The 12001-nt window shown below is 71.1% G+C and carries 13 protein-coding genes; 8 read left to right on the top strand and 5 right to left on the bottom strand.

Going from position 1 to position 12001, the window contains the following annotated elements; translation table 11 throughout:
• Positions 1–11: 11 nt before the first annotated feature.
• Genes Actob_RS40605 through cysN form a run of 3 tightly spaced genes read left to right on the top strand, consistent with a single transcriptional unit; the run spans position 12 to position 3169 of the window.
• On the top strand, positions 12–908 hold the full coding sequence (locus Actob_RS40605; RefSeq protein WP_284917280.1) for a 3'(2'),5'-bisphosphate nucleotidase CysQ: 897 nt from the start codon (positions 12–14) through the stop codon (positions 906–908).
• A 51-nt stretch (positions 909–959) separates the two neighbouring features.
• Entirely contained in the window at positions 960–1871 is a 912-nt protein-coding gene (gene cysD / locus Actob_RS40600; RefSeq protein WP_284917279.1) for a sulfate adenylyltransferase subunit CysD, read from the top strand.
• Positions 1871–3169: a sulfate adenylyltransferase subunit CysN gene (cysN, locus tag Actob_RS40595; RefSeq protein WP_284917278.1), complete on the top strand. Its 1299-nt coding sequence runs from the start codon at positions 1871–1873 to the stop codon at positions 3167–3169. Before cysD ends, cysN begins: the two co-directional genes overlap by 1 nt.
• Positions 3170–3233: 64 nt before the next feature.
• Here cysN and Actob_RS40590 read toward each other — a convergent pair whose 3' ends face one another.
• The 4 genes from Actob_RS40590 to galE form a co-directional block, all read right to left on the bottom strand.
• A complete protein-coding gene (locus Actob_RS40590) occupies positions 3234–4043 on the bottom strand; it encodes an ATP-binding protein (RefSeq protein WP_284917277.1) in 810 nt (269 codons plus the stop codon).
• Positions 4044–4286: 243 nt separating this feature from the next.
• Positions 4287–4496 (bottom strand): hypothetical protein, encoded by a 210-nt coding sequence (locus Actob_RS40585; protein ID WP_284917276.1) that lies wholly within the window; start codon positions 4494–4496, stop codon positions 4287–4289.
• Between the two features lie 378 nt (positions 4497–4874).
• Positions 4875–6083, bottom strand: a complete 1209-nt coding sequence (gene galK / locus Actob_RS40580; RefSeq protein WP_284917275.1) for a galactokinase — start codon at positions 6081–6083, stop codon at positions 4875–4877.
• Between the two features lie 31 nt (positions 6084–6114).
• Positions 6115–7089, bottom strand: a complete 975-nt coding sequence (gene galE, locus Actob_RS40575; RefSeq protein WP_284917274.1) for a UDP-glucose 4-epimerase GalE — start codon at positions 7087–7089, stop codon at positions 6115–6117.
• A gap of 176 nt (positions 7090–7265) precedes the next feature.
• Here galE and trpS point away from each other — a divergent pair, with 176 nt between their 5' ends.
• Together trpS and Actob_RS40565 are read left to right on the top strand one after the other, a co-directional pair.
• Entirely contained in the window at positions 7266–8291 is a 1026-nt protein-coding gene (gene trpS, locus Actob_RS40570) for a tryptophan--tRNA ligase (protein WP_284917273.1), read from the top strand.
• Positions 8292–8296: 5 nt separating this feature from the next.
• Positions 8297–8827, top strand: a complete 531-nt coding sequence (locus Actob_RS40565; RefSeq protein ID WP_284917272.1) for a 2'-5' RNA ligase family protein — start codon at positions 8297–8299, stop codon at positions 8825–8827.
• Between the two features lie 424 nt (positions 8828–9251).
• Here the strand turns inward: Actob_RS40565 and Actob_RS40560 are convergent, their stop codons facing one another.
• Positions 9252–9587 (bottom strand): hypothetical protein, encoded by a 336-nt coding sequence (locus Actob_RS40560; RefSeq protein ID WP_284917271.1) that lies wholly within the window; start codon positions 9585–9587, stop codon positions 9252–9254.
• Positions 9588–10171: 584 nt separating this feature from the next.
• Between Actob_RS40560 and Actob_RS40555 the strand changes: the two genes are divergently transcribed.
• From Actob_RS40555 to Actob_RS40545, 3 genes are read left to right on the top strand one after another with little or no spacing between them, the layout of a single operon-like run.
• Entirely contained in the window at positions 10172–11092 is a 921-nt protein-coding gene (locus Actob_RS40555; RefSeq protein WP_284917270.1) for a YihY/virulence factor BrkB family protein, read from the top strand.
• 8 nt (positions 11093–11100) lie between these two features.
• Complete coding sequence (locus Actob_RS40550) at positions 11101–11499, top strand: hypothetical protein (RefSeq protein WP_284917269.1); 399 nt, start codon at positions 11101–11103, stop codon at positions 11497–11499.
• Between the two features lie 47 nt (positions 11500–11546).
• A complete protein-coding gene (locus Actob_RS40545) occupies positions 11547–11807 on the top strand; it encodes an SCO4848 family membrane protein (protein WP_284922494.1) in 261 nt (86 codons plus the stop codon).
• Positions 11808–12001 lie beyond the last annotated feature (194 nt).

Below are 12001 nucleotides of genomic sequence, written 5' to 3'. Positions count from 1 at the left end.
GGAGCGAGACGATGGGCGAGCAGACGAAGGCGTCCGCGCGCGCGGCGACGCCCCGGGAGGGCGTCGAGGGCGGCGCACCACCGGTGATCGACGCCGCGTTCGCCCGGTGGCTCGCCGACCGCGCCGGCCAGGAACTGATGCGGGTCCGCGCCGAGCTCGGGCACGCCGACGGCAAGGCGCTCAAAGCGGCCGGCGACAAGGCCGCGCACGAGCTGCTGCGCACCGAGCTGGCCCGCTGGCGCCCGGCCGACGCGGTGCTCTCCGAGGAGGACGAGCACTCCCGGATGGCCTGGCGCGACGGTGAGCCGGACGTGGTCCGCCCGGACCGGTTGAGCGCGTCGCGGGTGTGGATCGTCGACCCGCTGGACGGCACCCGGGAGTTCTCCGAGGAGGGGCGTACCGACTGGGCGGTGCACGTGGCGCTGTGGACCGCCGACTCGTGCAAGTCGGACGCGTCCTGTCTGTCCGCCGGGGCGGTCGCCATGCCGGCCCGGCACCGCACCATCGCCACCGACAACCCGCCGGCCTACCCGCCGATGCCGCTCGAGTCGGCCACCGGCGGCGCCATCCGGATCGCCGCCAGCCGCACCCGCCCGCCGGCCTTCGTCACCGCGCTCGCCGAGGACCTGGGCGCCGAGCTGGTGCCGATGGGCTCGGCCGGGGTGAAGATCGCCGCGGTGATCAGCGGTGAGGCGGACGCCTACGTGCACGCCGGCGGCCAGTACGAGTGGGACTCCGCGGCACCGGTCGCTGTGGCGTTAGCCACGGGGTTGCACGCGTCACGCATCGACGGCTCGCCGCTGCGCTATAACGAGGCCGATCCGAAGTTGCCTGACCTGGTCGTTTGTCGCAAAGATCTCGCTCCTCGGTTGCTTGCTGCGATCAGCAAGCATCTTCCGCCACAATGACGAACCGGCCATGGCCGTGGAAAATCGCAGAATGAGCTGGGGTTTGAACTGATGAGCCAGACGAAGGACTATCGCGTCTCGCATCTGGATGCTCTCGAAGCCGAGAGCATCTTCGTCATGCGGGAGGTCATGGCCGAGTTCGAGCGCCCGGTGCTGCTCTTCTCCGGCGGCAAGGACTCGATCGTCATGCTCCGCCTCGCGGAGAAGGCGTTCGCCCCGGGGCGCATCCCGTTCCCGGTGATGCACGTCGACACCGGGCACAACTTCGCCGAGGTGCTGGAGTACCGGGACCGCCGGGTCGCCGCCCTCGGACTGAACCTGGTGATCGCCAGTGTGCAGGAGGCGATCGACACCGGCCTGGTCCGCGAGCTGCCGGACGGCACCCGCAACCGGATCCAGACCCCGGTGCTGCTCAACGCGGTGGAGAAATACCGCTTCGACGCCCTCTTCGGCGGCGCCCGCCGCGACGAGGAGAAGGCGCGCGCCAAGGAGCGGATGTTCAGCTTCCGCGACGAGTTCGGCCAGTGGGACCCGAAGAACCAGCGCCCCGAGCTCTGGGCGCTCTACAACGGCCGGCACCACCCGGGCGAGTCGATCCGCGTCTTCCCGCTGTCCAACTGGACCGAGCTGGACATCTGGCACTACATCGCCAAGGAGCGGGTGCCGCTGCCGAGCATCTACTACGCCCACGACCGCGAGGTCGTCGAGCGCGACGGGATGTTCTACGCGGTCAACGAGTTCATCCGGCTGCGCGACGGCGAGACCTCGCAGGTCCGCCGGGTGCGGTACCGCACCGTCGGTGACGCGTCGCAGACCGCCGCGGTGCTCTCCGAGGCGGACACCGTCGAGAAGGTGATCGACGAGGTCGCCGCCACCCGGATCACCGAGCGCGGCGCGACCCGCGGCGACGACAAGGTCAGCGAGGCCGCGATGGAAGACCGCAAGCGAGAGGGTTACTTCTGATGAGCCAGGCAGTTCTGGAACCGGACGCCGCTGCCGCGCGCAACATGGACCTGCTGCGGTTCGCCACCGCCGGCAGCGTCGACGACGGCAAGTCCACGCTCATCGGGCGGTTGCTCTACGACACCAAGACGATCTTCGCGGACCAGCTCGAGGCGGTCGAGGCGGCCAGCGCGTCTCGCGGCGACGAGTACACCAACCTCGCGCTGCTCACCGACGGCCTGCGCGCCGAGCGGGAGCAGGGCATCACCATCGACGTGGCGTACCGCTACTTCGCCACGCCGAAGCGCAAGTTCATCATCGCGGACACCCCCGGGCACATCCAGTACACCCGGAACATGGTCACCGGCGCCTCCACCGCCGACCTGGCGCTGATCCTGGTCGACGCGCGCAAGGGCCTGGTCGAGCAGTCCCGCCGGCACGCGTTCCTGACCAGCCTGCTGCGGGTCCCGCACCTGGTGCTCTGCATCAACAAGATGGACCTGGTCGACTGGGACAAGGAGGTGTACGACAGGATCGCCGACGAGTTCACCTCGTTCGCGGCCAAGCTCGACGCCCCCGACCTGACGATCATCCCGATCTCCGCGCTCAACGGCGACAACATCGCCTCCCGCTCGGACAAGTCGCCGTGGTACGAGGGCCCGTCCCTGCTGCACCACCTGGAGCACGTGCACATCGCCAGCGACCGCAACCTGGTCGACGTGCGCTTCCCGGTGCAGTACGTGATCCGTCCCCAGTCCACCACCGTCACCGACTACCGGGGTTACGCCGGTCAGGTCGCCTCCGGCGTGCTCAAGCCCGGCGACGACGTGATGGTGCTGCCCTCCGGGCTGACCAGCAAGATCTCCTCGATCGACACCGCCGACGGGCCGGTCGACGAGGCGTTCCCGCCGATGTCGGTGACGGTCCGGCTGACCGACGAGATCGACATCTCGCGCGGCGACATGATCTGCCGGCCGCACAACGCGCCGACGCCCGCCCAGGACATCGAGGCGATGGTCTGCTGGATGGACGAGACCGCCCCGCTGCGGGTCGGCGGCAAGTACACCATCAAGCACACCACCCGGACCGCCCGGACCGTGGTGCGCGGCCTGCAGTACCGCCTCGACGTGAACACGCTGCACCGCGACGAGTCGGCGCAGGCGCTCGGGCTCAACGAGATCGGCCGGGTCCGGCTGCGCACCACGGTGCCGCTGCTCGCCGACGAGTACCGGCGCAACCGCACCACCGGCGGCTTCATCCTGATCGACGAGGCCACCAACCGGACGGTCGCGGCCGGCATGATCATCGAGGCGTCCTAGGCGGAGGCACGGAGTCCGGCCGGGTGCCCGAGGCCCCGGTCGGACTCCGCAACCCGGCACCGCCTCAGGCGACGGTCCGGCGCTCCCGGACCGTCGCCCACACGACTTTCCCGTTCTCGGTCGGCACCGCGCCCCACAGCTCGGCCGTCTCGCTCACCGTCCGCAGGCCGCGCCCGCGCTCGTCGAGCGGCATGCCCTTGCGTGGCCGGGCCGGGCGCAGCATCCGCGGCATCCGCGGGTCGCCGTCGCCCACCGACAGGTGCAGGCCGGCGCCACGCCGGGTCACCACCACCCGGATCTCCGTGCCGGCGTGCTCCACGGCGTTCGTCACCAGCTCCGACATCACCAGCCGGCTGGGGTGCAGCAGCGTCGTCAGTCCCCAGGCCAGGCAGGCGTCGCTGACCAGGTTGCGGGCCGCGCTCGGCGCGTCGGTGTCCGGCGGCAGCGTGGCGACCAGCCGCTCGCCGTCCGGAATCCGGCCGGCCACCGCCACCCGGGCCTGGCGCACCTTCGCGTAGACCGGCAGGAACCGCCCGGCGCCCAGACCCTGCATCCGGTCGGCCAGCGGGAGATCCGGCGGCACGCAGAGGGCCAGGTGCACCGGCGGCCGCAGGGTGGCCGCGACCGCCCGCGCCGTGGTCCAGGTGGGCACGCTCGCGCTGTGCGGGTCGAGCAGCCGGCTGAGGTCGACGATCAGCGCGTCCGGATGCTCGGTGAAGCACTGACGCAGCGAGACCGAGGTGTGCCGGCGGAGCCGGTCGTCCCAGGAGCCGCGAACCGTGAGCAGCGAGACGGCGGCGTCGGCGCCGATGTCGACGTGGACGGAGACGCCTTGCTCGGTGTCATCGTGAAGATCCGGTGGGCTCAACCCCATGCGCTCACGATAGCGGCCGCCCGGCTGCCGCCCCCCTGGTCTCGCTCCTGCGGGTGATCGGGTGAAAGGCCAGGTGGGGGATGCCCGAACGGTCGCTTCGAGCATCCCCCGGCGCGAGTCCGGCCGGCCTCGGGCGGGTCGCCGCGGGGCATCACCGGCGCGAGTCCGGCTGGCTTCGGGTGGGTCGCCGCGGGGCATCACCGGCGCGAGTCCGGCCGGCTTCGGGCGGGTCGCCGCGGGCGCTCAGTCCTCGTCGTGGCGGCGCTGTTCGGAGGCCTCCTCGATCGCCTCGGTGATGGCGCCGGTGAGGTCGCCGGAGGGGACCGCGATCCGCTCGCCCTCGCCCTCCGCCAGGTGCGGGGCCTGGTGCGGTTCGGGCAGGCTCGGCTCGCCGGAGAAGCCGAACTCGTTCGGCTCGTTCTCTTCGTCACGCGTGGTGGGCTCAGTGGTCATAGCCGAGCCATACCCGGACAGCATCAAGATCAAAATCAGGATCGTCATTTACGCGCGTCCGCTGGGGTGCGGATCGCATGCTCCCGCGCGGGCCGGGGCCGGCGATCTGGCCGCTGCGCGTCCAGAGCGATCGCCGGCCCCTTCATTGCCCGTGGCTGGTCACTGTCACCCCGAACCCCCACGGTGCTCGGCCGGCGTGGGGTGTCCGTGGCCGGTCACCAGCATCCCGCATGCCCACCGTGCTCGGCCGGCGTGGGAGTGTCCGTGGCCGGTCGCCGGCATTCCGCACGCCCGTGGTGTCCGGCCGGCGTGGTGCGGCTCGCCGTTACCGATCCGGTCCGGGGTGGGTTCGTCCGCGGCCCGGACCGGCGGGCGGTGTCACCGTAGTCTTCCGGCTCCGGGGCCGGCCGTGGCGACCCAGCTGGTCGGGGCGGCGAAGCCTCGCTCGGCATAGGCGCCGGCCACCGCGGCGGCGGTCGCCTCGGCACGGTCGGCGTCGATCAGGGCCAGGACGCAGCCCCCGAAGCCGCCGCCGGTCATCCGGGCGCCGTGGGCGCCGGCGGCGAGGGCCGACTCCACGCCCACGTCGACCTGGGCCACGGTGATCTCGAAGTCGTCGCGCATCGAGGCGTGTGAGGCGGTCAGCAGCGGCCCGATCTCGCGGACCCGGCCGGCGCGGAGCAGTTCGACGGTGTCGAGCACCCGCTGGTTCTCGGTGACGATGTGCCGGGTGCGCTTGCGCAGCACCTCGTCGCCGAGCCGGTCGAGCGCGGCCGGCAGCTCGGGCACGCCGACGTCGCGCAGCGCGGGCACGCCCAGGATCGCGGCGGACTCCTCGCAGCTCTTGCGGCGGGCGCCGTACTCGCCGTCGACGTGCTGGTGCGGGGCGTTGCTGTTGATCACCAGGATGGCCAGGCCGGCGGCGGCCAGGTCGAACGGGATCTGCTCGACGGCGTACGACCGGCAGTCCAGGAACAGCGCCTTGCCGGCCTCGCAGCGGATCGACGCGGACTGGTCGAGGATGCCGGTGGGCGCGCCGACGTACAGGTTCTCGGCCCGCTGGGCGATCGCCGGCCGGCGCTCCAGCGGCACGTCCAGGCCGCCCAGCTCGACCAGCGCGGTGAGCACCGCCGACTCCAGTGCCGCCGACGACGACAGGCCGGAGCCGAGCGGCACGTCGGAGGCGATCGCCAGGCGCGCGGCCGGCGGCTCGAAGCCGGCGTCACGCAGCGCCCACACCACCCCGGCGACGTACGCGCCCCAGCCGGTCACCTCGCCGGGCGCGGTCTCCAGGCCGAAGGTCACCGGCTCCGGCGCCAGGGTGGAGCAGATCGAGAAGGTGCCGTCCGGGGACGGGCCGGCCGCCGCGACGGTGCGCTGCGGCAGCGCGAAGGGGAGCACGAAGCCGTCGTTGTAGTCGGTGTGCTCGCCGATCAGGTTGACCCGGCCGGGCGCCGCCCACAGGCCGGCCGGCTGCCCGCCGTAGGCCTCGGCGAAGGCGGCGGCGGCCTCGGCGGCGATACCGCCGGCCTCGGGGGAGGCGCCGGCCTTGGGGGAGGCGGCGGCCTCGGCGGAGATGTCGCTCATCGGGTGCCTCTCTCGGGGCGGTCGGCGTAGCTCATGCCACGTGCTTGCGGTAGAAGGTCCAAGCGTCGCCGATCATCGCCTGCAGGGTGTTCTTCCGGGGCACCCATCCCAGTTCCGTGCGGGCGCGGTCGGCGGACGCGACCAGGGTGGCCGGGTCGCCGTCGCGGCGGGGCGCGATCTCCACCGGGATCGCCGCGCCGGTCACCTCGCGGGCCGCCTCGACCACCTGGCGGTTGGAGAAACCGTTGCCGTTGCCCAGGTTGTAGATCTTGTGCTCGCCGGGGGTGGCTGCCTCCAGGGCCAGCAGGTGCGCCCGGGCCAGGTCCTCGACGTGGATGTAGTCGCGCACGCAGGTGCCGTCGACGGTCGGGTAGTCGTCGCCGAAGAGCTGCAGCTTGTCCCGCTTGCCGGCGGCCACCTGCAGGGTGATCGGGATGAGGTGGGTCTCCGGGTCGTGCCGCTCGCCGATCTCGTGCTCGCCGGCGATGTACGCCCCTGCCACGTTGAAGTAGCGCAGCGAGACGGCGGCCAGGTTGTGCGCGAACGTCTCCGAGGTCAGCGCCAGGTCGAAGGTCAGCTTGGTGGACCCGTACGTGCTGGTCGGCGCCTTGGCCGCGGTCTCGCTGATCGGGATCTCGACCGGATTGCCGTAGACCGCCGCGGTGGACGAGAAGATCACCCGGGGCACCCGGGCGGCCCGGATCGCGTCCAGCAGGGCGAGCGACTTCACCACGTTCTCGTGCCAGTACAGTTCCGGCTTGGCCATCGACTCGCCGGCCGCGATCAGCCCGGCGAAGTGCAGCACCGCGTCGAAGCCGGCGTCCGGGGTGAGCACCCGCGCGGCGTCGGCGATGTCCGCCTCGACGAAGGTGGCGTCCGGGGCGACCGCCTCGCGGAATCCGGTCCGGAGACTGTCCAGCACCACGACCTCGTGGCCGGCGTCGAGCAGCAGCCGGCTGGTCACACTGCCGACGTATCCGGCGCCGCCGGTGACGAGCAATTTCACGGCTCAGGCCCTTTCTGAAAGGTGCGGGTGTCCTGTTGTTCTTCTACCGCGGGCATACTCCGCGGACGCGATCCTAGAATCTCTCAGAATCGCTCATGAGTCAACAGGTTCGAACATAAGCGCGAGGCGGTGAGGGGGTTCGCGGGATCCGGGCCGGGACTGACACAATGACCCTCATGTCCGACGTTGCCCGCCGCCCGCGAGTGCTCTCCGGCATCCAGCCGACCGCCGATTCCTTCCACCTCGGCAACTATCTGGGCGCGGTGCGCAACTGGGTGGCGATGCAGGAGACCCACGACGCGTTCTACTGCGTTGTCGACCTGCACGCGATCACCATGGGCCACGATCCGGTCGCGCTCCGTAACCGTACTCGGGTGTCGGTCGCCCAGCTCCTCGCGGTCGGGCTCGACCCGGAGCGGTGCACCCTCTTCGTCCAGTCGCACGTGCCGGAGCACGCCCAGCTCGCCTGGGTGCTCAGCTGCATCACCGGGTTCGGCGAGGCCGGCCGGATGGTCCAGTTCAAGGACAAGTCGGCCAAGGCGGGCCAGGACAGCACCAGCGTCGGCCTGTTCACCTACCCGATCCTGCAGGCCGCGGACATCCTGCTCTACCAGGCCGACCAGGTCCCGGTGGGCGAGGACCAGCGGCAGCACCTGGAGCTGACCCGCGACCTGGCGCAGCGGTTCAACACCCGGTTCGGCCAGACCTTCACCATGCCCTCGGCGTACATCGTCAAGGACACCGCGAAGATCACCGACCTGCAGGACCCGACGATCAAGATGTCCAAGTCGGCCTCCTCGCCGAACGGGATCATCGAGCTGCTGGATGACCCGGCCCGGTCGGCCAAGAAGATCAAGTCGGCGGTCACCGACACCGGCCGGGAGATCCTCTACGACGAGGTGAACAAGCCCGGCATCAGCAACCTGCTGACCATGTACGCGGCGCTCACCACGCGCACCATCGACGAGCTGCTGGAGCAGTACGACGGCCGCGGTTACGGCGACCTGAAGAAGGATCTGGCCGAGGTGCTGGTCGAGTTCGTCAAGCCGATCCAGGCGAAGACCAAGGAGTACCTGGACGACAAGGCGCAGCTGGACAAGCTCCTGACGATCGGCGCGGAGAAGGCGCGCGCGGTTTCCGCCCGGACGCTCGCCAAGACGTACCAGAACGTGGGTTTCCTCAGCCCCGCCCGCGGAGCCTGAGCCCGGTGGCCGAGCCTGCCCGCACCCGGATCGGTGTGGCCATCGACATCCCCGAGCCATGGGGCGCGGCGCTGACCCGGCGGCGCGCGGAGGCCGGCGACCCGCAGGCCGCCTGGACGCCGGCGCACGTCACGCTCCTCGGCCCGACCGAGGTCGACACCGACGCGCTGCCGGCGGTGGAGAAACACCTGGAGTCGGTCGCCTCGGCCCAGCCGCCGTTCACCATCCACCTGCGCGGGACCGGGACGTTCCGGCCGGTCACCGAGGTGGTCTTCGTCAGCCTGGCGATGGGCATCAGCGAGTGTGAGCTGCTCGCCGAGGCGATCACGCGGTCCGAGGACATCAGCCGGGACAGCCGCTTTCCCTATCATCCCCACGTCACCGTGGCGCAGGACGTGTCGCCGGCGGCGCTGGACGCGGTCTTCGACGACCTGGCCGATTTCTCCGCCCGCTTCCCGGTGTCGTCGTTCACCCTGTTCTCGCACGGCGGCGAGGGGCCGTGGCGTCCCCGCCGTGACTTCCCCCTCGGCGGCTGAGCCCGGCTCGCGGAGCGGGTGACCGAGGCGACCGCCGCGGCACACCGCCGGCGCGCTATCGCGCTTCGCGCGAGCCTTCCGTACCGGTCGGAGACGGCCGGATCCACCTGGATCCGGCCCCGCCCGGGTCGCAGGGAGAGCGGCGGCAGCCGGCGCTCACCTCCGCCGGGTGCGAGGGGGATTGCCTCGACGGGGCCGATCCGCATCGCCACGCTCAAGCCCGTGCCGGACACCGCGCGGGGCCAGGCCAGAGAATTCCGGGTCCACGGTGGACTGGGTCGGCCACCCGTTCGCCGATTCCTCCGGAGCCGGCTGCTCCCGGCCCTCCTCGGCCGACAGTGGTGGCGGCGCCGGCCGGCGCCGCGCCGCGGAGAACTGATCGTCGCGTCACAGGAGCTTCATGCGTCCCTATTTTTCCCGGTGTTCAGCGAACGGCGTCGACGCATAGCGGAACGAGCGTGGCGGCCGAGCAGATGAGCCAGTACTGAGCGGCCGGGAGGTCTGTCCGGCGGCGCAGGAACGCGTTGGCGCCGCCCCAGATCGCACCGAAGACCACGAGCACCAGCGCGGCGATGATCACCAGGGGGAGCAGCCCGTCGTTCGGGTTCCAGCTCCAGGACCGCTGGGTCCACCCGAGATCCGCCAGCGGCCCGTTGGCCAGGATGTACCAGATCAGGTGTATCGGAACCAGGGCCGGAATCCCCAGCAGTGCGTTCACTCCGATAGGTACCGCGAGTTTCCGCAATCGCACCTCGTCCATGCGGATTCCTCATTCTGGGAGCGCCGTGAATCGTTTTTCCGGGACTCTACTTCAGGGCTGTCCGAGCACGCTACCCCGCTCGATCGCAGGCGCCGCGAATGCCGGCGGAACCGCGACGAGCGGCTTCTTCGCCGGGATTCCCGCCGATTGTCGATGAGCTGCTCGAACTCCGCGTCGACAGGGGGGCGTGCCGGTCGGGCGCCGTGCGGCGAACGGGTGTCCACGCAGGCCAGCACATTGACGAATCCTGTCGGGTATTGCGCTTCACGCGCCGCCGCCGGTAATTCTCGGAGATTCCTTTTTGTGGACCCGGTGACCTTCGGCCAGGGAAACCTTCATGGGAATGCCGCTGCGCACAAACTCGTCGTCTGATCGCGGCTTTCGCAGTGACCGGGTCCGGTGTCGTGGTGACGCCGGCGTCCCCCGCGTTCGCGGTCGGCCGCACGGACGCGGGCCGGTATCGGTGCCGGCGGCTACGACAACCGCGCGGGCCGGGCGAGGTGCCGCGCGGGTTGCGCCGGTCCTGACGCCGACCGGCCGAGAAGGTTCCACTCCCCGGCCGGGCTGTCCGTTACGGTCGCCCAGTGAACCCTGTCGACCGGGCGTACGACGCAGTTGCCGCGCGGATCATGGCCATCCGGTACCGGTCCCGGTACTTCGACCACCTGTGCCGTGCCCTGCTGCGTTACGACGGGGTCCAGGGCGGCCGGCTGGCCGCCGCCAGCGCCTACTACGGCTTCTTCGCGCTCTTCGCGCTGCTGCTGATCGGCTACTCCGTCTTCGGGTTCCTGCTCACCAGCAACACCCAGCTGTTCGACGCGGTGCAGGACTTCCTCCGGCAGAACCTGCCGTTCCTCGATGTGAAGGCCATCCTGGACAGCAAGAAGACGGTCGGGATCGTCGGCATCATCGGTCTGACCTTCACCGGTATCGGCTGGGTCGAGGCGATCCGCTCGTCGCAGCGGCACATCTGGCGGCTTCGCGAGCAGCCCGGTTATTTCGGCATCCGGCAGGTGCTGGACCTGCTGGTGCTGATCGGCGTGCTCGCCCTGCTGGCGCTCACCCAGCTCGCCGTCTACGGCCTCGAGACGCTGCTCGACTGGCTCGCCGACGGCGGCTTCCAGCGCACCCTGTCGGTGGTCAGCCTGCTCCTGACGCTGACGGTGAACATGCTGCTGGCCGCGGCGCTGCTGGCCGCGGTGCCCCGGCTGCGGATGACCGCCCGGCGGATGACGCCGCCGGTGCTCCAGGTCGGGATCGGCCTGATGCTGCTCAACACGGTCGGCAAGTCGTTCGTCGCGATGGTCGAGCGCAACCCGGCCTACGGGCTGGTCGGCTCGGCCGTCGGCGCGCTCGTCTACCTGTACGTCTTTCACCAGCTGTTGCTGTTCGGCGCGGCCTGGGCGGCCACCAGCCCGCACGGCCGGGTGGTGGACCTGTCGGCCGACGACAAGACCGCCCCGGTCGGGCAAAACCTGTGGATCCGGGACGCCCGGCCGCGATGATGTGCTGCGTGGGGACTCTCGTCACGCTGCGCCTGCCACCCGGCTCACCGCTCGCCGGCCAGCCCTGGGTGATCACCATCGGCTCGCTGGGCGACCGGGAGGACTGGGATCCGGTGGTCTGCGGGCCGTACGAGCGGGACCACGCGGTGGCGCTGGCCCGCGCGGTGGTGGCCGACGACGACCTGATGGCGGTCGTCGAGCCGATGCTGCCGCTGGCCGGGGTGGACGCGATCCGCCAGGAGATCGAGTCGATCCGGGCGCGGTCCGAGGACGACACCGACCCGGTCGACGACCTGCTGGCCGAGCCGGCCGGCGCCGGGCCGCCGCCGGCCGCCCCGGAGCCGGCCGAGGTGCTCGCCGGGTGGCGCCGGATAGCGGAGCGGCTCACCTCGCCGCGTCGTGACTAGGCCGGCCGCCGCCGGGCCGCGGGGGCCGCTGCGATACTGGTGCCGTGATGATCACGCGTCGGTGGGCGGCTTTCCTGATGGCGGTCGGCGTGTGGACCTGGGTGATCTGGCCCCGGTTCGGCCTGGCGATCTACCGGGACGACCGGTCCTTCGACGGCGGGACGCCCACCTCGTTCCTCTGGGTGCACGCGCTGCTGATCGGAGCGTCGCTGCTGATCGGGACGGTCGTCGGCGGGCTCGGCGTGCGCGCCTGGCGGGCCGTACCGGAAAGAGTCTTGCCGGAAAAGACGGCCGTGACCGAAAAGTGACCGCACCCGGAGCGAATCGTGACCGGAGGGGGTTGCGGGGCCGCCGAGATTAACCGCTCGTTACGCGGCCACCGGGCAATTCAGTGGGGATCCCACCGAAAGCGGGCAGGCGAAATCCCTGGTGATTGCGGCGCGATAACGGTGCGCCAACAGTCCGTACCGAACGCCTGACGACCCCATGGGCCCCGGATACG

This window comes from Actinoplanes oblitus, from assembly GCF_030252345.1.
Taxonomy (GTDB): Bacteria; Actinomycetota; Actinomycetes; order Mycobacteriales; family Micromonosporaceae; genus Actinoplanes; species Actinoplanes oblitus.
The sequence above is the reverse complement of the archived record's forward strand: the minus strand, read 5'-3'. Positions and strand labels throughout refer to the sequence as shown.